This window comes from Mesorhizobium sp. M1066 (genome assembly GCF_040318635.1).
GTDB lineage: Bacteria > Pseudomonadota > Alphaproteobacteria > Rhizobiales > Rhizobiaceae > Mesorhizobium.
In genome coordinates this window covers 362,890-386,465 of sequence record NZ_JAMYMR010000001.1, presented here as the reverse complement: position 1 = coordinate 386,465, position 23,576 = coordinate 362,890, and the positions used below count along the sequence as shown (strand labels likewise).

The window sequence follows — 23,576 nt, the reverse complement described above, 5'->3', positions numbered from 1 at the left end:
GCCCTTACTCCGCCTCGTCCGCCGATGCGGCGTTGAGCTGGCCGTATTTCTCCTCGCCGATCGAGGCAAGCAGGTCGAGCTGCGTCTCGAGAAAGTCGATGTGACCCTCCTCATCGGCCAGCAATTCCTCGAACAGCTTCATCGTCACATAGTCGCCGGCGTCGTTGCAGATTTCGCGTGAGCGCTTGTAGGCGGTACGCGCGTCATATTCGCCGGCAAGGTCGGATTCGAGCACTTCCTTGACGTTCTGTCCGATGCGCAGCGGCGCTACGGATTGCAGGTTCGGATGGCCTTCGAGGAAGATGATACGGGCGACGAGCTTGTCGGCATGGTGCATCTCCTCGATCGATTCCGCCCGCTCCTTCTTTGCCAGCTTGGCGTATCCCCAGTCCTCCAGCAGACGGAAATGCACCCAGTACTGATTGACGGCCCCGAGTTCCAGAAAAAGAGCCTCGTTAAGCCGCTCGATGATCTGCGGATCGCCTTTCATGAATTCTGCTCCCGTATTGGACGCGCAGGCCTCTGACGCGATCCAGGTGTGAAACGACATCCACGCCGCTCGCCTCCGAGCGGGCGTGGTAATTTTCGGTGACCCGAATGATCGTTTCCACCACATTTGGGAAGCAGCCGCAACAGCGACCGCGCTTTTGCATGGCATGATAGATCTTCGCCGGCACGATCAGCTGCCAGGGATCCTGGTCCAGCAGCCCGACGATCGTCTGCTCGATCTCCTTCTCGGTGATGATATTGCAATGACAAATCAGCATTGGCTTGCTCGGCTGGCTGACGGCGTCTCCCGCGCCGTGTGGCTTGATTTTCTAGCGGAGGCCGTTCCAGAGCCGGTTTTCGCCTCCGGATCAGTCTCCTGTCTTTCGACCCTTACTTGAACACCTTGTCCGGCGCATCGAGGCTATCGGACCCTTCGAAGGCGATGGTGCTGAGCTTCAGCGAGCCGACGGCGCGCTCAATCGACTTGGTCTGATCGATCAGCGCATCGATCGCCGCCTGCACGGTGGCGTTGCCCTCAATGTTGCCCTCGGCGATCTGCTGGTCATAGGCCTCGCCGGCCAGTGCACGCGCCTTGATCGCCTCCATCTTGGCGACCGAAACATCGAGCTTGTCAGACAGTTCCTTGTCGATCGTCGGATCGGCCGCCTTCACCATATCAGCTACCGAGGGACCCGAAACGACGGTGCCGTCGAGACGCGTGTAGCTCGCATGATAGGCCGCGCGAATGCCGATGGCGTCGTAGAGATGCGAATTGTAGGTGTTGTCGGAGAAGCAATCGTGCTCCTCTTCCGGATCATGCAGCAACAGGCCGAGCTTCATGCGCTCGCCGGCCAGTTCGCCGTAGGACAGCGAGCCCATGCCGGTGAAGATCGTCGAGATAGCCGTGTTCGGCTCGCCATCGACAAGAGCCTTGCGGGCGCCGCCGTCTTCCTTCCAGTTGCCGACCATCTCCTGAAGATCCGAAACCAGAAGGTCGCTGGCCGATTTCAGATACTGGGCGCGGCGGTCGCAATTGCCGCCGGTGCAGTTCTTGAGGTCGTAGTCGGTAAAGGGGCGCTCGCCGGCACCCGGGCCGGTGCCATGCAGGTCCTGGCCCCAGAGCAGGAATTCGATGGCGTGATAGCCGGTGGCTACATTGGCCTCGATGCCGCCGGCTCCCTGTAGCGTGCCGGAGAGGAATTCCGGCGAAAGCTTCGATGCATCGACCTTCTTGCCGTTGATCTCGATCTTCTTGTTGGCGATCACATTGGCCGTGTAGAGCGCGTTCGCGTCCGATTCGGTGCCGTAGCTCTTGGCGACGTAGTCGATCAAGCCTTCATCCAGCGGCCAGGAATTCACCTTGCCTTCCCAGTCGTCGACGATCTTGTTGCCGAAGCGGTAGACCTCGGTCTGCTGGTAGGGAACGCGCGATGCCTTCCAGGCGTCACGGGCAGCGTTGAGGGTTTCCACCGATGGCGTGGCGAGCAGCGCGTCGACCGCCTTGTCGAGCGCCTGCGCGGTGGTCAGCGAATCCTCATATTTGGCGAGCGCGATGTCGGAATAGGTCTTGATGACGGCCTTTGCATCGGTTTCGGCCTTTGCCGGCAACACGAATACCGCCGCCGTCAGCAGGGCAGTGGCGCCGATCGCCGCAAGCCTGCTGCCATATCGTGCTGTCATAATCACTCTCCAGTTTCTCGGAAATTCTGTAAACGGCGCGCACAGCAACCGGCGCCAGGCCATCTGCGGGCCATTGGGCGCAAGAGATGCCGCGCTAGCGCGCGGTTCGCGGAAGAAAGACACCAAAATGCCTCCAATCGAAAGGGTTCAAGGCCCAGACATTAAAGGGATGCGCTGACGCGTGAGCTTCCATAAAGCTGCGACATCGTCGAATGTCAATGACAATCCGTAGGAAAAGTCAATTGAAACAACAGTTTAGAATTATTCTAAACTGCGAATGTCAACTTTATGCATTTCCTGCACCGGTCTTGCCGTTGAACTGCACGATTGACAGCCGCCATCCCGGATGCGACCCGCAAAAGCTCGCTTGCAGCGGTGCCAGACAATTGCCATCTGGCGGAACATCCTAGGGTAGAATCGGGATTGAGTGCGATGAAGAACGGTGTGGTCATTGTCGGCGCGGGTCATGCGGGCGTGCAAGCGGCCGCAAGTCTGCGCGAGGACGGCTATGACGGGCTGGTGATCCTCGTCGGGGATGAGGACGAACTTCCCTATCACAAGCCGCCGCTGTCGAAGACTTTCATCAAGGATGCCGAGGCCAAGCCGCAGCCCTTGCGCGGCGAGGCCTTTTACACCGGCAGCGCCATCGATTACCGGCCTGGCGTCAGGATCGATCGGATCGATGCCGGACGCCGCAGTTTGGATATTGCCGGCGGTGGTTCGCTGGCCTTTGACCACCTGATCCTGGCGACAGGCTCGCGCCCGCGCACGCTGCCGCTGCCCGGTGCCGACCTGTCCGGTGTGCTGTCGCTGCGCTCGCTGGCCGATGCGCGGCTGATCCGCGACCTCAGCGCGCAAAGCGACGAAATCGTCATCCTCGGCGGCGGTTTCATCGGGCTGGAGATAGCAGCCACACTGCGGGCCACCGGCCGCACGGTGACAGTGGTGGAGGCCGTCGACCGGCTACTCGGCCGCGCCGTGGCGCCGGTGGTGGCGAGCCACGTCCGGCAACGGCTGGAAGCGACAGGCGTGCGCATCCTCACCGGCACTTCGATTGCAAGGCTCGAAGGCGAAAACGGTCGTGTCACTGCCGCCATCACCTCGTCATGCGAAAGGCTGCCGGCGCGCATGGTCATCGTCGGCGTTGGTGCCGTGCCGAATGTAGAACTGGCGCAGGCGGCCGGCCTCAGCATCGCCAACGGCATCCGCGTCGATCATCAGATGCGCACGTCGATGCCGGAGATTCTCGCCATTGGCGATGTTGCCTCCTACCGTCACTGGTTCACCGGCGGCGACGTGCGGCTGGAATCGGTGCAGAACGCCACCGACCAGGCCCGGCTTGCCACGCGCACGATATCAGGCCACACCGACGCCTATTCGGCGGTGCCATGGTTCTGGTCGGACATCGGCGACATGAAATTGCAGATGGTCGGCCTGACCGCCGGCGGCGACAGCCATGTCGTGCTGGGCGACCTGCCCGAAAACAAATTCTCGATCTACCACTATGCCGGCGACCGGCTGCTCGGCATCGAATCGGTCAACCGCCCCGGCGACCACATGCTTGGCCGCAAGATGCTCGGCGCCGGCTTCTCGCCGACGCCGGAAACGATCGCGGCTGGCCCCGAGGGGTTGAAAGCGGCACTGGCGGCATTTCAGAACATGGAGCCAGTCAAGGCCAGTGCGTAGGTTGCCAATTTTTGCCATACGCAATAAAATGCATGAATGAGCACCATGAATATCTCACTGCCCGACAGCTTGAAGCATTTTGTCGATCAGCAAGTGACGGATCGCGGCTATGGCACGAGCAGCGAGTATGTGCGTGAATTGATCCGCCACGATCAGGATCGTCAACTTCTGCGCGGTTTGCTCCTCGAGGGCGCATCATCCGCGCCGGGGGCTCCCGTAGACGATGACTATTTCGCCGCGCTTCGAAAACGAGCGCAGGGCCAATAAATTAAGTGGCCACGAAGGCAATTATTCCTCGAAGCCTTGCTCTGCGGGATATCGAGGACGCCGTTGATTATTATGCACGCGAAGTTGGTTCGCATATGGCGTTGGGCTATGTCGAGGACCTTCAAAACGCCTACAAACTGATAGCCAGCCATCCGGCATCGGGCTCTCTCAGATATGGTTATGAAATCGGATTGCCTGGGCTGCGTAGCGTGCAACTCAAGCGCTACCCATACCTGCTTTTCTATCTTGAGCAGATCGACCATATCGATGTGTGGCGGGTCCTGCACGCCAAGATGGACATTCCAGCCTGGTTACAGAATCCAAGCTCCTGACGGCACGTTCACCCGCTCGCGTAGGCCGTCAGGAGAAATGGGCGCCGCCGATCAGGCGGCGCAAACTTCGCGGATCGAGCTTTCCAGGATGTCGAGTGCTTCGTTCATGACTTCGTCCTGGATGGTGATCGGCGCCAGGAAGCGGATGACGTTGCCGTAGACACCGCAGGTCAGCAGGATCAGGCCCTTGTCGAGCGCCTTCAACCGGATCGCATTGGCGATCTCGGCCGACGGCAGGCCCTTCTTGACGTCGTTGAACTCGACCGCGTTCATGAAGCCGAGGCCTCTGATGTCGACGATCTCGGGCACGTCGTCGCGGATCGACTGCAGCCGCTGCTTCAGCCTTGCGCCCAGCGTGTTGGCGCGGTCGCACAGCTTTTCGTCATCGATCACGTCGAGCACGGCGTGCGCGGCGGCAACGCCGATCGGGCTGCCGCCATAGGTGCCGCCGAGCCCGCCGGGGCCGGGCGCATCCATGATTTCGGCACGGCCGGTGACCGCCGCCAGCGGGAAACCGCCGGCAAGGCTCTTGGCCATGGTGGTGATGTCGGCCGCCACCTCATGGTGATCCATCGCAAACATCTTGCCGGTGCGGGCAAAGCCGGTCTGCACTTCGTCGGCGATCAGCAGCATGCCGTGCTGGTCGCAAAGCTTGCGCAGCGCAACCAGGAAGTCACGCGGCGCCTCGTAGAAGCCGCCCTCGCCCTGAACCGGCTCGATGATGATGGCTGCGACGCGGGCCGGGTCGACATCGGCCTTGAACAGCCGGTCAAGTGCCGCCAGCGAATCGGCGACCGATACGCCATGCAGCGGCACCGGGAACGGCGCATGGTAGACGTCGCCCGGCATGGCGCCGAAGCCGACCTTGTAGGGCACGACCTTGCCGGTCAGCGCCATACCCATGAAGGTGCGGCCATGGAAGCCGCCGGCAAAGGCGATGACCGCCGGACGGCCGGTGGCATTGCGGGCGATCTTGATGGCGTTCTCGACCGCCTCGGCGCCGGTGGTGACGAAGATCGTCTTCTTCTCGAACTTGCCGGGCAGGATGCCGTTCAGCCGTTCGGCCAGGCGCACATAGCTCTCATAGGGCACCACCTGGTGGCAGGTGTGGGTGAAGCGGTCGAGTTGTGCCTTGACCGCTTCGATCACCCTGGGATGGCGATGCCCGGTGTTGACGACGGCGATGCCCGACGAGAAATCGATATAGCGACGCCCCTCGACATCCCAGATTTCCGAATTTTCAGCCCGGTCGGCATAGATCTGCGTGGTCATGCCGACACCGCGGGAAATCGATTGGTTCTTGCGTTCGGAAATGGCTGAATTCTTCATCGTATCCCTCACCGGGCCGGCGCCCGTCCTGTTTGATGCCGTTGAGACGTCTTCTGACCTTATTTCACGTTTTCCTCAAGTCGGCACCATCGGCAGGCGATTGGGCCTGCGGTGGGCAGATCCCGGCGCTTAACCAGTCAGGCGATACACGTACGAGACCGGTTTCCTTTTCCCGGGGATCGACTATCCTCTGGATGTCCACGAGGCATCGCGCTCAGCGAGCTGCCCGCGGCCGGGGGAGCCCATGAGCAGGAACGTGACTTCGCCCGTCTCGCAGCCATCGGTCCAAGCTCCCGGTCTTTTGTCTTTTCCAGCCGCCCCGGCGCTTATCGCCTGCACGGCTGCGCTGCTTTTGGTCGGCTGCCAGAAGCAGGAAGCGGTGGACAAGAAACTGCAGATCATGGTGCGCACCGAAACGGTGGCGATGGCCGACTATTCGCCAAGGACCTCGCTGACCGGGGTGATCGCGGCGCGTACGCTGAACAATCTGTCGTTCCGGGTCGGCGGTCGCGTCGCCGAACGGTTTGTCGATGTCGGCCAGCATGTCGATCAAGGCACGGTGCTTGCCCGGATCGATCCGCAGGAGCAGGAATCCGATTTGCGCTCGGCGCAAGCCGATCTCGACGCGGCACAGGCGCAATTAACCCAGTCCGCCGCCGCCTTCGAACGGCAGAAGACGCTGCTCGCCCAGGGTTTCACCACCAGGCGCGATTATGACGCCGCGGACCAGGCCCTGAAGGTGGCACAAGGCAGCGTCGATGCCGCGCAGAGCGCTTTCTCCAACGCCCAGCAAAACCTGTCCTTCACCGAGCTCAAGGCCGGTGCCGCCGGCGTGATTACCGCCCGCCAAGTCGAAACCGGCCAAGTGGTGCAAGCCGCGCAAACCGTCTTCACCGTCGCCGAGGACGGTGACCGCGACGCGGTATTCAACGTGCAGGAGACGCTGATCGCCAGGACACCGGCATCGCCTGCGGTAACGATCACGCTGTTGTCCGATCCGCAGGTCAGGGCGACGGGCAAGGTCCGCGAAATCTCGCCTGCGGTCGACCCGGCTTCGGGCTCGATCCGGGTCAAGGTCGCCATTCCCGACACGCCCGCCGGCATGCCGCTGGGGGCAGCCGTCATCGGCTCGGTAAGCGCCAAGCCGGCGAAGGCGATCCTGCTGCCTTGGCAGGCGCTGACGTCCAGCGGCGGCAAGCCGGCGGTCTGGATCGTCGATCCCTCGACCAAGGCGGTGACGATGGCGCCGGTCGAAGTGCTGGCGTTCAATTCGGGCACGGTCGTGATCGCCAAGGGGCTGGACGCGGGCCAGAGCGTCGTCACCGCTGGAGGACAGCTGCTCAGCCCTGGACAGACGATCGAGATATCGGGAGCGGGCCAATGAGCCGAACGCCACGCATCCTGCTCGGCGTGCTCATGCTCGGCGCGCTGGCATCCTGCTCCAAGTCGGAGGAAAAGCCGCCCGAGATCATCCGACCGGTGCTGTCGATGGTGATCGAGCCGCGCACCACGCAAATCTTCGGTTTTGCCGGATCCGTCGAACCGCAGGTCAGCGCCGACCTGGCCTTCCGCCTGCTTGGCCGGGTCGTCTCGCGCGACGTCCAGGTCGGCGACATCGTCAGCAAGGGCACGACGATAGCGGCACTCGATCCGACCGCGCTGGAGTTGGGCCTCCAGGCGGCCAAGGCGGAACTGTCCAATGCCGAGGCGCAGCTCGCCAACGCCGCCGCCAGCGAGGAACGGCAGCGCCAGTTGCTCGCCTCGGCCAACGCCACGCAAGCTGTCTTCGATGCCGCGCAGCAGGCGCGCAAAGCTGCGGAGGCAGGTGTCGAGCGGGCCAAGGCTTCGCTTGCCAAATCGCAGGAGCAGCTCGGCTATGCTAGGCTGTTCTCTGATTTCGACGGTGTCGTCACCGCGGTCGGCGCCGAAGTTGGCCAGACGGTCTCGCCCGGCCAGACCGTCGTCACCGTGGCGCGTTCGGACCTGCGCGAGGCGGTGGTCGACATTCCCGATCAATTGACCGGTGATCTTGAGGCCGGCACGCCCTTCCAGGTGATCCTGCAGTCGCTGCCGACGATCCAGACCGGGGCCAAGCTGCGCGAGATCGCACCGCAATCCGAGGGCTCGACCCGCACGCGGCGCGTCAAGCTGACGCTCACGGATCCGCCACAGGCCTTCCGGCTCGGCTCGACGGTGACGGCGACCCGCGTGACCAAGGTGGCACCGACGATCGAACTGCCGATGTCGGCGCTGTTCGAAAAGAACGGTTCCGCGAAAGTGTGGATCGTCGACCCGCAGACATCCAGCGTGAACGCACGCGACATAAAGGTCGCGTCGAAGAATGGCGGCACCTTCACGGTGGCCGAGGGGCTGGAGGCCGGCATGCGTGTTGTCACGGCGGGCGTCCACAGCCTGAGCGAAGGCCAGAAGGTGACAGTGCCCGAGGGAGGGGCCTCATGAAAGGCTTCAATCTCTCCGACTGGGCGCTCAACCACCGCTCCATGGTCTGGTATTTCATGCTGGTCTTCGTCGTGGCTGGCGTGTTCTCCTACCTCAATCTCGGCCGTGAAGAAGACCCCAACTTCACCATCAAGACGATGATCATCCAGGCCAACTGGCCGGGCGCCTCGGTCAAGGAAACCGTGCAGCAGGTGACCGACCGTATCGAGAAGAAACTCGAGGAACTCGACAGCCTCGACTACACCAAGTCTGTCACCACGGCCGGCCAGACCGTCATCTTCGTCAACCTGAAGGACACCACCAAGGCACGCGATGTCGTGCCGAACTGGATTCAGGTGCGCAACATGGTCAACGACATCGGGGCGCAGTTTCCGCAGGGGGTGCAGGGACCGTTCTTCAACGACCGCTTCGGCGACGTCTATGGCAACATCTACGCCTTCACATCGGACGGGCTGACGCCGCGCCAATTGCGCGACTATGTCGAGGACGCCAGAACAAAAATCCTGACCGTGCCCAATGCCGGCAAGGTCGACCTGGTCGGCGCCCAGGACGAGGCGATCTATCTCGAATTCTCGACCCGCCAGATCGCCGCCCTCGGCCTCAACCAGCAAGCGATCGTGGCGAGCCTGCAGGCGCAGAACGCGATTACGCCGTCCGGCGTCATTCAGTCCGGGCCGGAGCGCATCAGCGTGCGTGTCGGCGGGCAGTTCACCTCCGAGGACAGCCTGCGCGCCATCAATCTGCGCGTCAATGACCGCTTCTTCCGCCTCAGCGACGTGGCGACGATCACGCGCGGCTATGTCGATCCACCTACGGCGCTATTCCGCTTCAACGGCCAGGACGCGATCGGGCTCGCCATCGGCATGAAACCCAACGCCAACCTGCTCGAATTCGGCGAGGCGCTGCACAAGGAGATGGACAAGGTGCTGGCCGACCTGCCGGTCGGTGTCGGCGTGCATCTGGTGGCCGACCAGCCGGTCATTGTCGAGGAGGCCGTCTCGGGCTTTACGCGCGCGCTGTTCGAGGCGGTCGCCATCGTGCTCGCGGTGTCGTTCATCAGCCTCGGCATGCGCGCCGGCTTCGTCGTGGCGCTGTCGATCCCGCTGGTGCTGGCCATCACCTTCACGGTCATGGCCTATCTCGGCATTTCGCTGCAGCGAATTTCCCTGGGTGCGCTGATCATCGCGCTCGGGCTTCTGGTCGACGACGCGATGATCGCGGTCGAGATGATGGTGGCGCGGCTGGAGGTCGGCGACAATCTGCGCAAGGCGGCGACCTATGTCTACACATCGACCGCCTTTCCGATGCTGACCGGTACGCTGGTGACGGTCGCCGGCTTCATCCCGATCGGCCTCAACAACAGCGCCGCCGGCGAATATACCTTCACCCTGTTCGTGGTCATCGCCGTTTCGCTGCTGGTGTCATGGGTCGTGGCGGTGCTGTTTGCGCCACTGCTCGGCGTCACCATCCTGCCGGCGACGATGAAAACCAAGCATCACGACCAGCCCGGCCGCTTCACCTCGCTTTTCCGGCGCGTGCTTGTCGGCTCGGTGCGCCATCACTGGCTGACCATCATCGTCACCGTGCTTTTGTTTGCCGGCTCGATCGCCGGCTTCGGGCTGGTGCAGCAGCAGTTCTTTCCGCCATCGGACCGGCCGGAGCTGATCGTCGACTGGAACCTGCCGCAGAATGCCTCGATCGCCGATACGCGCGACCAGATGGAGCGGTTCGAGCAGCGGGCGCTGGTCGGCAATCCCGACATCGACCATTTTTCGTCCTATATCGGCCAGGGCGCGGTGCGTTTCGTGCTCGCCTATGACGTGCAGCCGGCCAACCCCTATTTCGGCCAGACCGTCATCGTCACCAAGAGCATCGCGGCCCGCAACCGGGTCAAGCCGGCGCTTGAAAAACTGCTGCGCGAGGAGTTCGTCGGCACCGACGCGTTCGTCAAGCCGCTCGAACTCGGGCCCCCGGTCGGCCGCCCGGTGCAGTATCGCATCGGCGGTCCCGACATCCAGACGGTGCGCGAACTGGCGCAGCAATTCGCCGGTGTCATCTCCGCCAATCCAAAGCTAGCCGCGCCGACCTTCGACTGGAACGAGCCGCAGCGTGTGCTGAGGGTCGACGTGCTGCAGGACAAGGCACGCCAGCTCGGTATCACCTCCTCCGACATTGCCAGCGCGCTGAACAGTACGGTCGGCGGCGCCACCATCACGCAGGTGCGCGACGCCACCTATCTGATCAATGTCGTGGCGCGCTCGCGTGGGTCCGAACGCGGCTCGATCGAAACGTTGCAGAACATGCAGCTGCCGACCAGTACCGGCGAGGCGATCCCGCTCGCGGCCGTCGCCAACTTCCGCTACGATCTGGAGCAGCCAACGGTGTGGCGACGCGACCGCATCCCGACCATCACCGTACGCGCCGGACTGGTCGGCGACGTGCTGCCGGCCACCGTCGTCAACGAATTGAAGCCGTCGGTCGATGCCTTCACCGCCAAGCTGCCGCCGGGCTATTCGATCGCCACCGCCGGCTCGGTCGAGGAAAGCGCTAAAAGCCAGGGACCGATCGCCGCCGTCGTGCCGTTGATGCTGTTCGTCATGGCGACGATCCTGATGGTGCAGTTGCAGAGCTTCCAGCGCCTGTTCCTGGTGGTGGCGGTGGCGCCGCTGGGCCTGATCGGCGTGGTGGCCGCCCTGGTGCCGAGCGGCGCGCCGCTCGGCTTCGTCGCCATCCTCGGCGTGCTGGCGCTGATCGGCATCCTGATCCGCAACTCGGTCATCCTGATCGTGCAGATCGAGGATCTCGTCCGGGAAGGCAAGGACCGCTGGGCGGCCGTCATCGAGGCGACGGAACACCGCATGCGGCCAATCGCGCTGACGGCGGCGGCCGCAAGTCTCGCCCTGATCCCGATCGCGCGCGAAGTGTTCTGGGGCCCGATGGCCTATGCCATGATGGGCGGCATCATCGCCGGCACGGCGATCACGCTGCTGTTCCTGCCAGCGCTTTATGTGACGTGGTTCAGGATCAAGGAGCCGAAAGCCCAGGAAGAGCTACCCGTGGAGAGCGGCGAACCGGTGCAAGCTCAGACTTAAGGCTTTGCCGGGTCATTCGTTGTCGTTGGAGGGTACGGGGCGTGACTTGGCGCGTTGCCACGGCGACGATTTTGAGGTGCGCCAGGCATGCCAACCTTTCGGCAAATCGGCCAACTCCACGATGGTTTCATCCAGTTGAACCACCTCTTGCAGGCCTACGAGCATTACCTCGCGTTCATCCCAATCTCGAGTGTCGCTGCTGTAGAATTGCCAACTGCCACCTTCGTCGTTGTAGCTGTCGTCGTCGTCATCTTCATGCACAACGTATGCGATCCAGTCGCCACGTTTAAATAGGCTCTTGTCCGACAACACCGCGAGGTTGGGCGGATCCGCAAACTTCCATTCCTCCATCGGAATCCCTGAAGACGGTTGGTTCTGCACACAGGAAGACGAATTCAGGCGGTTCTCACAAACCCATCGCTGGCCCGCAACAGATTGCGCGTATAGTCCTTCGTCACGCGGCGCTCGACAAGATCGTTAGCCGTCAGATTCTCCACCGCCTCGCCGCTTTGCATCACCATCAGCCGCTCGCACATATGGGTGATGATGGCGAGGTCGTGGCTGACCATCAGGAAGGTTAGCTTGCGCCGCCGGCGGATCTCTTCCAGCAGATTGAGCACCTCCGCCTGCACCGAGGCGTCGAGCGCCGAGGTCGGCTCGTCGAGCAGCAGGATCGAAGGTTCGAGGATCAGGGCACGGGCAATCGCCACGCGCTGGCGCTGGCCGCCCGATAGTTGGTGCGAATAGCGGAAGCGAAAGCCGTTTCCCAGCCCGACCTCGTCGAGCGCCCGCTGGATGCGCTTTTCGCCATCGGCGAAGCCGTGGATGGCAAGCGGCTCCTGCAGCAGACGGTCGACGGTCTGGCGCGGGTGCAGCGAGCCGTACGGATCCTGGAAGACCATCTGCACTTCACGGTAGAACGCCTTGTCGCGGCGCGCGCCGAGCGTCTTGCCATTGACGGCGATGCTGCCCGAAGCGACTGGCGCGAGACCGGCGATGGCCCGCAGCAGCGTCGATTTGCCGGAGCCGGATTCACCGACCAGGCCGAAGGATTCGCCCGGTTGCACGTCGAGGCCGACGCCCTTCAGTGCGCGAAAACGGTCGAAGATCACTTCCAGCCTGTCGACGGCAATCGCAGAAGTCATGCCGCCCACTCCGGCTTGCGGTCGAGCACCGGCAGCGGGTGGCGGTCGGCGCCGATCTTGGGCATGCAATTGAGCAAGCCGCGCGTGTAGGGATGCTGGGCATGGCCGAGTTCGGACGCCTTGAGCTGCTCGACAACCTTGCCGGCATACATGACGATGACGCGGTCGCAGAAGGATGAGACCAGGCGCAGGTCGTGCGAGATGAAGATCAGCCCCATGCCGCGCTCACTGACCAGCCGGTCGAGAATGCCGAGCACATCAAGCTGCACGGTGACGTCGAGCGCCGAGGTCGGCTCGTCGGCGATCATCATTTCCGGACCGGCGATCAGCATCATGGCGATCATGGCGCGCTGGCCCATGCCACCGGACACTTCATGCGGATGCAGGTCGAAGACGCGGGCCGGGTCGCGGATCTGCACCGCTTCCAGCATCGCCAGCGCGCGGTCGCGCGCCTCGGCCTTGCCGATCTTTTCATGCGTGCGCAGCGTCTCGACGATCTGGCGGCCGATGCTCATCACCGGGTCGAGCGAGTATTTCGGATCCTGCAGGATCATGGCGACGCGCTTGCCGCGCAGCGCCCGGCGTTCGCGTGGCGAGACTCTGAGCAGGTCGATGCCGTCGAAGGTGAGCTTGTTGGCCAATATCCGCGCCTGCGGCGGCGTCAGGCCCATGATGGCGCGGCCAGTCTGCGATTTTCCCGAGCCGGACTCGCCGACGATGCCGAGCCTTTCGCGGCCGAGCGAAAAGGAAACGCCGCGCACCGCCTCGATCAGCCCGGTGCGGGTCGGGAAGGTGACACGCAGATCGTCGACCTCGAGCAGCGTCTTCGTTTCCCTGCTCATTGGTCGCCACTGCGAGGATCGAGCGCGTCGCGCAGGCCGTCGCCGAGCAGGTTGAAACCGAGGCTGACGATGAGGATGGCGAAGCCCGGCGCACCGGCCACCCACCACTGGTCGAGCACGAAGCGGCGGCCCGACGCGATCATCGTGCCCCATTCCGGCAGCGGCGGTTGCGCGCCGAGGCCGAGGAAACCGAGCCCGGCGGCGGTCAGGATGATACCGGCCATGTCGAGCGTCACCCTGACGATCAGGGACGAAATGCAAAGCGGCATGATATGGCGCAGCACGATGCGGAACGGCGAGGCGCCCATCAGCTGCACCGCCTTGATGTAATCGGAATTACGCACCGTCAGCGTTTCTGCCCGCGCGATGCGGGCGTAGGGCGGCCATGAGGTGATGGCGATGGCCAGCACCGCATTCTCGATGCCGGGGCCAAGCGCTGCGACAAAGGCCAGCGCCAGGATCAGCTTGGGAAAGGCGAGAAAGATGTCGGTGATGCGCATCAGGATGGCATCGGTCCAGCCGCCGGCATAGCCGGCCACCGTGCCGACCAGAAGGCCGATCGGTGCCGCGATGATGGCGACCAGGATGACCACATAAAGGGTCCAGCGCGAGCCGTAGAGGATGCGCGACAGGATATCGCGGCCGAGATCGTCGGTGCCAAACCAGTGCTCGGCGCTCGGCGCCAGCAGGCGCGCGTTCTTCAGGTCGCCGAACGTCGGAGAATAAGGTGCCAGCACGCCGGCAAGGGCGGCAACGACCAGCAAGGCAATGATAATGAGCAGGCCGAGAAAGGCCAGACGGTTGGCGGAAAAGCGCCGCCACGCCACATAGGCGCGGCCGAGCCTTGCCTGCATGCGCGAGGCCGGCCGCTCGCTAAGCAGCCAGTCGCGACGGGAGAGAGGGCGGGCGTCGGAGGCGGTCATGACGATGCCTCTTGGAGCTGTCGACCCCTACTCCGGCCTGCATCGCAGACCACCTCTCTCCGGCTCGACGGGGGAGAGGAAAGGCGCCAGGCGTGCGACCGGCTTTTCCTCTCCCCCGGGCAGGGGGAGAGATGGCCCGAAGGGCTGGGGTGGGGGTGATTGGCCGCAGCTGGAGCAATTCCAGGAAAAGTGTGAAACGGTTTTCCGTCCGGAATTGCGTAAAAACAAGGGGTTAGAGCGGGTCGCCGCTTCCGTGAAACGGTGAACTGCTCTAGGCCCGAAAGTGGAATACCTCTGCTCATTGAACCTTCGTCCTCGGATCGAGGACCCGATACAGAAGGTCGGAGAGGAGATTGATGGCGATGAACACCGAGCCGATGACTATGGTGCCGCCGAGCACCGCATTCATGTCGGCGTTCTGCAGCGAGTTGGTGATGTAAAGGCCGATGCCCGGCCATGAGAAGACGGTCTCGGTCAGCACCGAACCTTCGAGCAGCCCGGCATAGGAGAGCGCGATCACCGTCACCATCGGCACCGCCGCATTGCGCAGCGCGTGGCCCCAGATGATGCGGGTTTCCGACAGGCCCTTGGCGCGCGCCGCGACGATATATTCCTGCGACAATTCGTTGAGCATGAACGAGCGTGTCATGCGGCTGATATAGGCGAGCGAGAAATAGCCGAGCAGCGAGGCCGGCAGGATGATGTGGCGGAAGGCGTCGTAAAAAACGTCCCACTGCCCCTGCATCGCAGAGTCGAGGAGATAGAAGCCAGTGATCGGCGTAAAGGTGTATTCGTAGACGATGTCGAGCCGCGCCGGGAAGGCAACCCATTGCAGCTTGGCGTAAAACAGCACCAGCGCCAGCAGCCCCAGCCAGAAGATCGGCACGGAATAGCCGATCAGGCCGATGACGCGCACGATCTGGTCGATGAGGCTGCCGCGCTTGACCGCCGCCAGCACGCCGAGCGGCACGCCGAAAAACGCGCCGATCAGCGTCCCCAGCGTCGCAAGTTCCGTGGTTGCCGGAAGCGCCCGGCGAATGTCGGTCATGACAGGATTGGTGGTCAGCACAGAGACACCGAAATTGCCGTTCAGGGCATTTTTCACATAGATGTAGAACTGCTCGACCAGCGGCAAATCGAGGCCCATCTCGCGGCGCGTGCGCTCGACGACATTGGCCGGCGCCCGGTCGCCGAGCACCGCCAGCACCGGGTCGATCGGAATGACGCGCCCGATGAAGAAGGTGACCGCGAGCAGACCAAGATAGGTCGTGATCGCAATGACCAGGAAACGGCCAAGCGATGATGCGATAGCGACGGCGCGGGCACTGCCGCGCCCGGCCTTTACTTCGTTTTCAACCGCGTTCATGCGGCGTGTCCGCGAGCACTATTCCTTGGACACCGGCCCGACGAAATTGGTGTCGAAGCTCGGGCCGAGCGCAAAGCCCTTGAGGTTCTTGCGCAGGCCGGCCACTTCCAGCTGCTGGTGGATCACGACGAAGGGGCTGGTGTCGAGGATTTTCTTCTCGAGATCCTTGTACATGTCGGCGCGTTTACCGGCGTCCTTCTCGAGCAGTGCTGCTTCCGTTTCCTTGGTCAGGTCCGGAATGTCCCAGGCGTTGCGCCAGGCGAGCGTCTTGGACTTACCTGCATCCGAGTTGTCCGGGTTAGAGGCAAAGGTCTGGGCGTTGGAATTCGGGTCGAAATAATCCTGGCCCCACTGGCCGATATAGATGTCGTGGTTGCGTGCGCGGTACTTGGTCAGCGTCTGCTTGCCGTCGCCCGGGATGATCTCGAGCTTGATGCCGGCCTGGCCAAGCGTCTGCTGGATCGATTCCGCCATGCCTGTCGTCGGCTGGCCGGTGCGTACGTCCATGGTTACACTGAAGCCGTCGGGCAGACCGGCCTTGGCCAGCAACTCCTTGGCCTTGGCGACATCGAGCTTGAACGGATTCTCATCCAATTCGCCGAGCACACCCTTGGGCAGGAAGGTCTGGTGGATTTCGCCGATGCCCTTGAGGATGGTCGAGCTCAGCGCATCGTAGTCGACCAGGTATTTGAAGGCTTGGCGGACCTCGGGCTTGGCGAGGTTGGCATTCTTCTGGTTGAGGCTGATGTAATAGACCGTGCCCTTCGGCGCGCTCGTCGAGGTGAGATCGGCGTTCTTGGCGATGGCGTCGAGGTCGTTCGGCTCGAGGTTGCGGGCAACGTCAATGTCACCAGCCTCGAGCGCCAGGCGCTGGCCCGAGCTTTCCTTCATGTTGCGGTAGATGACGCGGGCAAGCTTGGCCTTCTCGCCGTAGTAATTATCGTTGCGCTCGAGAACGACCACCTCATTGGCCCGCCATTCACGCAACGTGAAGACGCCGGAGCCGGCATAGCCGGTCTTCAGCCAGGCATTGCCGAAATCATTGTCCCATTTGTAGTCGGCGCTCGGCGTCACCGCCGCGACATGTTCCTTGACCAGCTTGGCGTCGACCACCGATGCAACCGTGGCCGACAGGCAGTTCAGCACGAAGCTCGGCGCATAGGCCTTGTCGACGGTGAACTGGAAGGTGGTCTCGTCGACCGCCTTGGCCTTTTCGGCGACGTTGTCGCCGCTGATGCCGAACTGGCCGATGATGAAGGCCGGGCTCTTGTCGAGCTTGACGGCGCGTTCGAACGACCAGGCGACGTCAGCCGCCGTGATCGGATTGCCCGAAGCAAATTTGAGGCCGGGTTTGAGCTTGAATGTGTAGGTCAGGCCGTCATCGGAGACGGTCCAGCTTTCGGCAAGGTCGCCCTTGACCTTGGAGGTGTCGCTGAGGTCGAGACGGACAAGCAGATCATAGGTGTTGCCGGTGACCTCGGCGGTCGACAGCTCGAATGCCTCGCCCGGATCCATGGAGATGATGTCGTCGATCGCGAAACCTTCGACCAGCGTGTCGGCGGGCGTGACCGCACCGGCGGGCGCGCCGGCCAGAAGCAGCGCGGACATGGCTGCACCCGCCAGCAGGAAGCGAGAGCGTAGAGCAAACTTTTCCATCATCATCGTGATTGTTCCCTGTTTTGTTGTTTGTTGACCTGAGTTCCCGGCTCAGGGTTGTGCAATTCTTTTCGGGCCTGGAGAAGGCCCCACTGATCTCTTACCGTTGCGGTTTTTGTCCAGTTGGTCAACACCATATCCGGCACCCTCGTGGCGGGCAACGAGCATTTATACGATGGCTCAATGGGCCAGAAAGGCCGGTGGGATGTCGACGCACCGGCCAGCCAATCGAGGCTGCCGATCGGGGACAATCTGGCGAATGTCGCGGCTATCTCAGCGCCGCGACCAGGCCGGCATCAGGGAAGCAGGTTGCGGCGCGGCCGTTCTTGGCTTGCCATGTGCCGATCGAACGGCGGGTCTTGAAGCCGGGCAAGCCATCGGCGCTGCCGACATCGTAACCCTTGGCTTCCAGCGCGCGTTGCAGAGCGGCGATGTCCGAACGATGCAACCCGCCGACCGCGCCCCAGCTGCCGGCGAAATTGCCGTCGCCATGGGCGATGCGGTCGGCGCCATGGCCGATGAACAGCGCGTAGAGGTCGCTGGTGTTGTACTGCTTCAGCACGTAGAAATTGGGCGTGGCGATAAAGGCCGGGCCGCTGCGCCCTGCCGGCATCAGCAGGAAGCCTTCGGCCTTCAGCTCACTCGCGGGAAACGGTTTGCCGCCGACGCGCTTGATGCCCATATCAGCCCATTCGGAGATTTTCTTGCCCTGGTCCGGGCCTTCCAGCGAACAGGAAACGCTTTCCGGCACGGTCACCTCGAAACCCCAGCCACGGCCCTTTACCCATCCATAGTGGACGAGATAGTTGGCGATCGAGGCCAGCACGTCCGGCGTCGAGTTCCAGATGTCGACGCGGCCGTCGCCGTCGAAATCGACGGCATGTTTCAGGAACGAGGTCGGCATGAACTGCGGCTGCCCGAGCGCGCCGGCCCAGGACGATTTCATCGCGCCGACCGGAGCCAGACCACGCTCGACGATCTCGAGTGCGGCCAAGAGTTCGGTGCGGAAGAAATCCTTCCTGGTCGACATGAACGCCTTGGTGCCCAGCACTTCGAAGGCGTCGTAGGGCATCTTCGCCGCGCCGAAGCCGGTCTCGCGGCCCCAGATCGCCAGCAGCACTTCGCCCGGCACACCGTAGCGCTTTTCGATGGCGACAAGTGTCCTGGCATTGGTGGCTTCGCGCGCCCGCCCGCCCGCCGTCACTGCGCGAACCGTCTTCTCGGCGAAATAGGCGCCGGGCGAACCGAATTCGGCCTGGTGCTGTTTCCGCGGCGTGGTCGCCTTCTCGCCGGGCTTGACCAGGTCGGGCAGCTTCAGATTGGGCTTGATGCCGTCGAAGGCGGCATCGAAGGTGGTTTTGGAAATGCCTTGTGACTTGGCCTGCGGCCAGAGGTCGTTCTGCAGCCAGGCGCGGAACTGGTCGTCGATCTTTGCGGCGGAGGCGGGGGTGGAAAGAAGGACCGCGAGAAGAACTGCAAAAAAGGAAAACAGAGCCAATCTGAGAGGTTTGCGTTCCTTCACACCCCCCTCTGTCCTGCCGGACATCTCCCCCGCAAGGGGGGAGATTGGCCGCTTCATCGGCGGCGCTCTTGTTGCAATGTCGGCGATTTGCGAAAACAAAGATGACATCCGATCTCCCCCCTTGCGGGGGAGATGTCCGGTAGGACGGAGGGGGGTGCTTGGCACCAGCCTGGAAGGACGCGCAACAATCATGATCCGCATCCTCTGCCGCAACTTTGTCAAAACGCCGTCCGCGAGCGCAGCGCCGCGGCCAGCGTGCCCTCGTCGAGATAGTCGAGTTCGCCGCCGACAGGCACGCCATGCGCCAGTCGTGTCACCTTGATATCGAAGCCGGACAGCTGATCGGTGAGGTAATGCGCGGTCGTCTGGCCCTCCACCGTAGCATTGACGGCGAGGATGATCTCCTTGACCTCGCCACCGGCGACGCGGTCGACCAGCGAGCGCATGTTGAGCTGCTCGGGGCCGATGCCGTCGAGCGGGGACAGCGTGCCGCCGAGAACGTGGTAACGCACATTCATCGCCGCCGCGCGCTCCAGCGCCCACAGGTCGGAGACGTCCTCGACGACGATGATGGTGCCGGCATCGCGGCGCGGATCGATGCAGATCATGCAAGGGTCCGATGTATCGACATTGCCGCAGGTCGAGCAGATGCGCACCTTGTCGGCCGCCTCGGCCATGGCGGCGGCCAGCGGCGACAGAAGCTGCTCCTTCTTCTTGATCAGATGAAGGGCGGCACGCCTGGCCGAACGGGGACCCAGCCCCGGCACCTTGGCCAGGAGCTGGATCAGACGTTCGATCTCGGGACCGGCGATTCGCTTCGACATCGCTCTGATCTAGGATTTTTCAGAGCGCTTTGGAACATCCGCATACGCATGACCGCCATATTGGCCCTGGCGGACCAAAATGGGCGGGGGCCATGGGATCGTGGAGAGCAGATCAGTTGGTTTCGAGCGGCCGGCCCTGGCTGACGATCATCGCGCCGACAGCGTCGGTGTTCTCAGGCGTCGACTGGAATCCCATAGACGCCTCTTGCGGCGCTTCCTCGACCGAGGAGATGACCCTTGTCCTTGTGTTCAAGGTTCCGCCAAAACGGGCGGCATCCGGTTCCTCCATCGGCTCCTGCATCGCCACCACCGTTGGCTCCGCCGAGACACGCGCCGATTTCGCGGCCGGCGCGGCGGCCGCGGTCATATAGGTCTGTTGGGCAGGAGCGGACCGGACGGTGGCCGGCTTGGCCGGACGCACCGGCTCGGCGGACGCGACCATCGTCACCGGCTCCGCTGGCTTCTGCGGCGCGGCCGAGGCCATGGCGACCTGCGGCTCGTCCGGCAGCGGCTGCCAGTTGCGGCCGCGCTTCTCATAGAAGGCATTGCCGCCGGCAACCATGGTGTAATGCATGTTCTTGTAGGGGAAGCGTAGGCCGGCGGTGTGGAAGAACATGGTGTTCTTGAGCTTGGACTTGCGCTCGCCCTTGAGCACCGCGTCGGCGGCTTCCTCGACATCGGGCATTGCGCGTGAATTCATCGGCCTTGTCATGACGCCGGGGGCAAACTGCCCAGGCTCGCCCACCACTTGGCAAATGGTGCTGCCGTGATTGCCGGAGCGCAGCCGGTTCATCACCACCGTGCCGACCGCGATCATGCCGTCGCGGCTCGAGCGGTTGGATTCAAAGAACATCGCCCGTTCCAGGCATTCCTTGTCCTTCGGCGTGTGGCTGTAGGCCCGGGAGCTCAGGAAACCCGGCGTGATGGCGTCGGTCAGGCTGGCGACGGACATGCCGTGTGAAGTGGTCTGGCTGCAGGCAGCCAAAAACAGGGGTGAAATGACGGCGCCGAGCAACAGCGGCGTCTTCCATCGCGTAGAAATCAACAGGTAACCCTCTCACTTCGTGCCCGCCCCCAGGCTGCGGCAAGAATGAGACACTTTCGGGCAAAATGATGGCCAAAACGTTATTAACAATGCACTGTTGCCAAATTGGCACAATTTCGTGGCTTTCCAGATAGATCGGGCCATCATTTCACAAAAGCGATGACCCCTCTCTCTTTGTTTCGCCGCAATTGCCCCAAGGGAAAGCACTACGCGCTTTCCCGGGCAAACGCTGTTAATTTCTCCTGGAATCGGCCTGCAGCCCGGCCGCAATTACGGCCGCTGGCCAGGCTCAAGTTCCTCGACCTTCTCCGAAAACAGGCCGCGCCGGAGGAACAGCGTCCGCGCCTCCCTGGCCGTCGGGGCGATCTTTCCCGGCCAGTCGCTGTCAATGAACTCAGCCTTGGTGAAGTCCGGATTTGTCTCGCTTGCCGCCTCCAGGAATTCGGCGATCTCCAGCACGATCGCGCGCTCGTCCTTCGAAAGCGCCGATGTGCCGGCTTCGATCGAAGGGCGATGAACGAAATCCTCGAACAGATAGAAATAACCCTTGATGCCGACGAGATCGACGCCGTCGTCACAATCGGCCAGGATTTCCAGTATCTCGTAGATCCTGTTGCGGATACGCTGCTCGATCAGTCTTTCGGAGGGCTCTTCGGTCATGTCGATGATGGGCGCGCACGCCGAATGCTAGAAGGGCAGTTTCATTCCCGGCGGGATCGGCAGACCTGCGGTCAGCGCCTTGGTCTTTTCCTGCATGATCTGCTCGACCTTGGTCTTGGCGTCGTTGTGAGCGGCCAGCACCAGGTCCTCCAGGATCTCGACATCGTCTTCCTTGAACAGAGACGGATCGATCTTCAGCGACTTCATCTCGAATTTTCCGGTCAGCGTCACGTTGACCAGGCCGCCGCCGGCCTGGCCGGACGCTTCCAACGTGGCGATCTCGTCCTGCATGGCCTGGAACTTGGCCTGCATTTCCTTCGCCTTGCCCATCAGGCCGAGAAGATCTTTCATGGTCGGGTCCTTTGCGGATTCGTGGCTGGATCAGGGTTCATCGTCGTCAGCCGGCGGCTCGACCGGCACTTCAGCCTCTGTCGTTTCGGCTTCCGGCGCGTCTGGAATGCGCACGTCGATGATCTTGGCGCCGGGAAAGCGCGCCAGGATGGCGGCCACGGTCGGGTCGCTCTTGGCATCGAGAAAAGCCGTCTCGCGCTTGGCCGATTCCATTTCGGCGAGCGTCTGGCCGCCCTCTTCCTTCGACAGCGAGACCAGCCAGCTGCGGCCGGTCCAGGCGCGCAATTTCGTCGTCAGGTCGTTGAGCAGCATCTTGGGCGCATCGCCGGTCAGGCCGACATCGATGCGGCCGGGCTCGATGCGCACAAACCGGATGCAGCTCTTGACCAGCACCTTGAAGGCGATGTCGCGCTGCGCGTCGGCGAGCGCAATGATGTCGGCCAGCGATTTCAGCGGCGCCGATTGCGCCTCCATGACCGGCTCCGGCGGAGCGACGTAGGCAACGGGAGCAGGCGAGGCTTCGACCAGCCGCATCGTCTGCGCACCGCCAGGACCGGCGGGCATGCGCGTCTGCGCCACCGCGCCGGCGCCACCGCCGTTGCCGGAACTTGCAGGCGCGCCATTCGGGCGCGGCGCGCCGCTTTGGACCGGCGCTCCGCCCTCGAGCGATCTCAACGCCTCGTCCAGCGTCGGCAGGTCGGCGGCATGCGCCAGCCGGATCAGCACCATTTCGGCGGCACTGACCGGCCGGTTGGAGGACTGCACTTCGGGAATGCCCTTGAGCAGCATCTGCCATGTCCGCGACAGCACCCTGACCGACAGCGTCCTGGCGAAATCGGCGCCGCGCTGCCGCTCGTCCTCGGACAGCGAGGCATCCTCGATGGCCGTCGGCACGAAACGCAGCCGGGTGACGAGGTGGTTGAACTCGGCAAGATCGGTCAGCACGGCTGCCGGATCGGCGCCGGTGTCGTATTGCGCGCGGAATTCGCCGAGCGCTGCCGCCACATCGCCCTTCATCACATGTTCGAACAGGTCGACGATGCGGGCGCGGTCGGCAAGTCCCAACATCGCCCGCACAGCCGCGGCACCGACAGTGCCGGCGCCATGGGCAATCGCCTGGTCGAGGATGGAGAGCGAATCACGAGCCGAGCCTTCGGCGGCGCGCGCGATCATCGCCAGCGCGTCGTCGTCGACCGAAATGCCTTCCTGGGCCGAGATCGAGCCGAGATGCGCGACCAGCGCGCCGGCGTCGATGCGCCTCAGGTCGAAGCGCTGGCAGCGCGACAGGACAGTGATCGGGACCTTCCGGATTTCGGTGGTGGCGAAGATGAATTTGACGTGCGGCGGCGGCTCTTCCAGCGTTTTCAGCAGGCCGTTGAAGGCCTGCGTCGACAGCATGTGCACTTCGTCGATGATATAGACTTTGTAGCGGGCCGAGACCGGCGCATAGCGCACGCGCTCGATGATATCCCTGATGTCGTCGATGCCGGTATGCGAGGCGGCGTCCATCTCGATGACGTCGACATGGCGGCCCTCCATGATCGCCTGGCAATGCTCGCCGAGCACGGCTAGGTCGACCGAAGGCTGGTCGATATCAGCGGTTTTATAATTCAGGGCCCGCGCGAGGATGCGCGCCGTCGTGGTCTTGCCGACGCCGCGCACGCCGGTCAGCATCCAGGCCTGGGCGATGCGGCCGGTGGCAAAGGCATTGGTGAGGGTGCGCACCATCGGCTCCTGGCCGACCAGCTCGGAGAAGTTCGAAGGACGGTATTTGCGCGCCAGCACGCGATAGGCGGCGGCCTTGCCTATCTCCAGGCTTTTTGGTCCCGAATTTCCGGCTTCGCTCATACGCCCGTAAAGCTCCAAATGACCGCGCCCGAAGGCGGCCGATTCCTGCGCATAGTCTC

General features: G+C 63.2%; 22 protein-coding genes. 6 read left to right on the top strand and 16 right to left on the bottom strand.

Going from position 1 to position 23,576, the window contains the following annotated elements; all coding sequences use genetic code 11:
• Positions 1-4: 4 nt before the first annotated feature.
• The 3 genes from bfr to NKH52_RS01735 all read right to left on the bottom strand — a co-directional run bounded on the left by bfr (position 5) and on the right by NKH52_RS01735 (position 2,169).
• Positions 5-490: a bacterioferritin gene (bfr, locus tag NKH52_RS01745; RefSeq protein ID WP_013527914.1), complete on the bottom strand. Its 486-nt coding sequence runs from the start codon at positions 488-490 to the stop codon at positions 5-7.
• Positions 456-767: a (2Fe-2S)-binding protein gene (locus NKH52_RS01740; protein ID WP_023811421.1), complete on the bottom strand. Its 312-nt coding sequence runs from the start codon at positions 765-767 to the stop codon at positions 456-458. The genes bfr and NKH52_RS01740 overlap by 35 nt, the downstream gene beginning before the upstream one ends.
• Positions 768-879: 112 nt before the next feature.
• Positions 880-2,169: an imelysin family protein gene (locus tag NKH52_RS01735; protein ID WP_352728964.1), complete on the bottom strand. Its 1,290-nt coding sequence runs from the start codon at positions 2,167-2,169 to the stop codon at positions 880-882.
• A gap of 432 nt (positions 2,170-2,601) precedes the next feature.
• On the opposite strand from NKH52_RS01735, the gene NKH52_RS01730 reads away from it, so the two are divergent.
• From NKH52_RS01730 to NKH52_RS01720, 3 genes are read left to right on the top strand one after another with little or no spacing between them, the layout of a single operon-like run.
• Positions 2,602-3,855: an NAD(P)/FAD-dependent oxidoreductase gene (locus NKH52_RS01730; RefSeq protein ID WP_352728965.1), complete on the top strand. Its 1,254-nt coding sequence runs from the start codon at positions 2,602-2,604 to the stop codon at positions 3,853-3,855.
• A gap of 36 nt (positions 3,856-3,891) precedes the next feature.
• Complete coding sequence (locus NKH52_RS01725) at positions 3,892-4,122, top strand: type II toxin-antitoxin system ParD family antitoxin (RefSeq protein WP_027061046.1); 231 nt, start codon at positions 3,892-3,894, stop codon at positions 4,120-4,122.
• Positions 4,123-4,127: 5 nt separating this feature from the next.
• On the top strand, positions 4,128-4,454 hold the full coding sequence (locus NKH52_RS01720) for a type II toxin-antitoxin system RelE/ParE family toxin (protein ID WP_352728968.1): 327 nt from the start codon (positions 4,128-4,130) through the stop codon (positions 4,452-4,454).
• A 51-nt stretch (positions 4,455-4,505) separates the two neighbouring features.
• Here the strand turns inward: NKH52_RS01720 and NKH52_RS01715 are convergent, their stop codons facing one another.
• Positions 4,506-5,783 (bottom strand): 4-aminobutyrate--2-oxoglutarate transaminase, encoded by a 1,278-nt coding sequence (locus tag NKH52_RS01715; RefSeq protein WP_352728970.1) that lies wholly within the window; start codon positions 5,781-5,783, stop codon positions 4,506-4,508.
• A 244-nt stretch (positions 5,784-6,027) separates the two neighbouring features.
• Between NKH52_RS01715 and NKH52_RS01710 the strand changes: the two genes are divergently transcribed.
• Genes NKH52_RS01710 through NKH52_RS01700 form a run of 3 tightly spaced genes read left to right on the top strand, consistent with a single transcriptional unit; the run spans position 6,028 to position 11,335 of the window.
• Positions 6,028-7,167: an efflux RND transporter periplasmic adaptor subunit gene (locus NKH52_RS01710; RefSeq protein ID WP_352728972.1), complete on the top strand. Its 1,140-nt coding sequence runs from the start codon at positions 6,028-6,030 to the stop codon at positions 7,165-7,167.
• On the top strand, positions 7,164-8,243 hold the full coding sequence (locus NKH52_RS01705; protein ID WP_352728974.1) for an efflux RND transporter periplasmic adaptor subunit: 1,080 nt from the start codon (positions 7,164-7,166) through the stop codon (positions 8,241-8,243). The genes NKH52_RS01710 and NKH52_RS01705 overlap by 4 nt, the downstream gene beginning before the upstream one ends.
• Positions 8,240-11,335 (top strand): efflux RND transporter permease subunit, encoded by a 3,096-nt coding sequence (locus NKH52_RS01700; RefSeq protein WP_352673545.1) that lies wholly within the window; start codon positions 8,240-8,242, stop codon positions 11,333-11,335. Before NKH52_RS01705 ends, NKH52_RS01700 begins: the two co-directional genes overlap by 4 nt.
• Positions 11,336-11,347: 12 nt before the next feature.
• On the opposite strand, the gene NKH52_RS01695 is transcribed toward NKH52_RS01700, so the two are convergent.
• From NKH52_RS01695 to NKH52_RS01640, 12 genes are all read right to left on the bottom strand, one after another.
• Complete coding sequence (locus NKH52_RS01695; protein WP_128304325.1) at positions 11,348-11,686, bottom strand: hypothetical protein; 339 nt, start codon at positions 11,684-11,686, stop codon at positions 11,348-11,350.
• Positions 11,687-11,730: 44 nt separating this feature from the next.
• Positions 11,731-12,480: an ABC transporter ATP-binding protein gene (locus NKH52_RS01690; RefSeq protein ID WP_352728975.1), complete on the bottom strand. Its 750-nt coding sequence runs from the start codon at positions 12,478-12,480 to the stop codon at positions 11,731-11,733.
• Positions 12,477-13,322, bottom strand: coding sequence for an ABC transporter ATP-binding protein (locus NKH52_RS01685; RefSeq protein ID WP_352728977.1), 846 nt, complete (start codon positions 13,320-13,322; stop codon positions 12,477-12,479). The genes NKH52_RS01690 and NKH52_RS01685 overlap by 4 nt, the downstream gene beginning before the upstream one ends.
• Positions 13,319-14,245, bottom strand: a complete 927-nt coding sequence (gene nikC, locus NKH52_RS01680) for a nickel transporter permease (RefSeq protein WP_352728979.1) — start codon at positions 14,243-14,245, stop codon at positions 13,319-13,321. Before nikC ends, NKH52_RS01685 begins: the two co-directional genes overlap by 4 nt.
• A 298-nt stretch (positions 14,246-14,543) precedes the next feature.
• Positions 14,544-15,611 (bottom strand): ABC transporter permease, encoded by a 1,068-nt coding sequence (locus NKH52_RS01675; protein ID WP_352728981.1) that lies wholly within the window; start codon positions 15,609-15,611, stop codon positions 14,544-14,546.
• A gap of 18 nt (positions 15,612-15,629) precedes the next feature.
• Positions 15,630-17,273 carry an ABC transporter substrate-binding protein gene (locus NKH52_RS01670; protein ID WP_352728983.1) on the bottom strand — a complete coding sequence of 548 codons (1,644 nt, stop codon included), beginning with the start codon at positions 17,271-17,273 and terminating at the stop codon, positions 15,630-15,632.
• A 262-nt stretch (positions 17,274-17,535) separates the two neighbouring features.
• Entirely contained in the window at positions 17,536-18,813 is a 1,278-nt protein-coding gene (locus NKH52_RS01665; RefSeq protein WP_352728985.1) for a lytic murein transglycosylase, read from the bottom strand.
• 194 nt (positions 18,814-19,007) lie between these two features.
• Entirely contained in the window at positions 19,008-19,613 is a 606-nt protein-coding gene (gene recR / locus NKH52_RS01660; protein ID WP_352728987.1) for a recombination mediator RecR, read from the bottom strand.
• A 112-nt stretch (positions 19,614-19,725) separates the two neighbouring features.
• The gene (locus NKH52_RS01655; RefSeq protein WP_352728989.1) at positions 19,726-20,658 is read right to left on the bottom strand and encodes a cell wall hydrolase; all 933 of its coding nucleotides are present in this window, start codon (positions 20,656-20,658) and stop codon (positions 19,726-19,728) included.
• Positions 20,659-20,928: 270 nt separating this feature from the next.
• Positions 20,929-21,318 (bottom strand): hypothetical protein, encoded by a 390-nt coding sequence (locus NKH52_RS01650; RefSeq protein WP_127293990.1) that lies wholly within the window; start codon positions 21,316-21,318, stop codon positions 20,929-20,931.
• 27 nt (positions 21,319-21,345) lie between these two features.
• Positions 21,346-21,669 (bottom strand): YbaB/EbfC family nucleoid-associated protein, encoded by a 324-nt coding sequence (locus NKH52_RS01645; RefSeq protein WP_013527931.1) that lies wholly within the window; start codon positions 21,667-21,669, stop codon positions 21,346-21,348.
• 30 nt (positions 21,670-21,699) lie between these two features.
• The gene (locus NKH52_RS01640) at positions 21,700-23,517 is read right to left on the bottom strand and encodes a DNA polymerase III subunit gamma/tau (protein ID WP_127293988.1); all 1,818 of its coding nucleotides are present in this window, start codon (positions 23,515-23,517) and stop codon (positions 21,700-21,702) included.
• Positions 23,518-23,576 lie beyond the last annotated feature (59 nt).

What these genes read in the sequence shown, in the direction of transcription:
- bfr (WP_013527914.1), bottom strand. Translation starts at nt 490, where the DNA reads ATGAAAGGCGATCCGCAGATCATCGAGCGGCTTAACGAGGCTCTTTTT.
- NKH52_RS01740 (WP_023811421.1), bottom strand. Translation starts at nt 767, where the DNA reads ATGCTGATTTGTCATTGCAATATCATCACCGAGAAGGAGATCGAGCAG.
- NKH52_RS01735 (WP_352728964.1), bottom strand. Translation starts at nt 2,169, where the DNA reads ATGACAGCACGATATGGCAGCAGGCTTGCGGCGATCGGCGCCACTGCC.
- NKH52_RS01730 (WP_352728965.1), top strand. Translation starts at nt 2,602, where the DNA reads ATGAAGAACGGTGTGGTCATTGTCGGCGCGGGTCATGCGGGCGTGCAA.
- NKH52_RS01725 (WP_027061046.1), top strand. Translation starts at nt 3,892, where the DNA reads ATGAGCACCATGAATATCTCACTGCCCGACAGCTTGAAGCATTTTGTC.
- NKH52_RS01715 (WP_352728970.1), bottom strand. Translation starts at nt 5,783, where the DNA reads ATGAAGAATTCAGCCATTTCCGAACGCAAGAACCAATCGATTTCCCGC.
- NKH52_RS01710 (WP_352728972.1), top strand. Translation starts at nt 6,028, where the DNA reads ATGAGCAGGAACGTGACTTCGCCCGTCTCGCAGCCATCGGTCCAAGCT.
- NKH52_RS01705 (WP_352728974.1), top strand. Translation starts at nt 7,164, where the DNA reads ATGAGCCGAACGCCACGCATCCTGCTCGGCGTGCTCATGCTCGGCGCG.
- NKH52_RS01700 (WP_352673545.1), top strand. Translation starts at nt 8,240, where the DNA reads ATGAAAGGCTTCAATCTCTCCGACTGGGCGCTCAACCACCGCTCCATG.
- NKH52_RS01695 (WP_128304325.1), bottom strand. Translation starts at nt 11,686, where the DNA reads ATGGAGGAATGGAAGTTTGCGGATCCGCCCAACCTCGCGGTGTTGTCG.
- NKH52_RS01690 (WP_352728975.1), bottom strand. Translation starts at nt 12,480, where the DNA reads ATGACTTCTGCGATTGCCGTCGACAGGCTGGAAGTGATCTTCGACCGT.
- NKH52_RS01685 (WP_352728977.1), bottom strand. Translation starts at nt 13,322, where the DNA reads ATGAGCAGGGAAACGAAGACGCTGCTCGAGGTCGACGATCTGCGTGTC.
- nikC (WP_352728979.1), bottom strand. Translation starts at nt 14,245, where the DNA reads ATGACCGCCTCCGACGCCCGCCCTCTCTCCCGTCGCGACTGGCTGCTT.
- NKH52_RS01675 (WP_352728981.1), bottom strand. Translation starts at nt 15,611, where the DNA reads ATGAACGCGGTTGAAAACGAAGTAAAGGCCGGGCGCGGCAGTGCCCGC.
- NKH52_RS01670 (WP_352728983.1), bottom strand. Translation starts at nt 17,273, where the DNA reads ATGATGATGGAAAAGTTTGCTCTACGCTCTCGCTTCCTGCTGGCGGGT.
- NKH52_RS01665 (WP_352728985.1), bottom strand. Translation starts at nt 18,813, where the DNA reads ATGTCCGGCAGGACAGAGGGGGGTGTGAAGGAACGCAAACCTCTCAGA.
- recR (WP_352728987.1), bottom strand. Translation starts at nt 19,613, where the DNA reads ATGTCGAAGCGAATCGCCGGTCCCGAGATCGAACGTCTGATCCAGCTC.
- NKH52_RS01650 (WP_127293990.1), bottom strand. Translation starts at nt 21,318, where the DNA reads ATGACCGAAGAGCCCTCCGAAAGACTGATCGAGCAGCGTATCCGCAAC.
- NKH52_RS01645 (WP_013527931.1), bottom strand. Translation starts at nt 21,669, where the DNA reads ATGAAAGATCTTCTCGGCCTGATGGGCAAGGCGAAGGAAATGCAGGCC.
- NKH52_RS01640 (WP_127293988.1), bottom strand. Translation starts at nt 23,517, where the DNA reads ATGAGCGAAGCCGGAAATTCGGGACCAAAAAGCCTGGAGATAGGCAAG.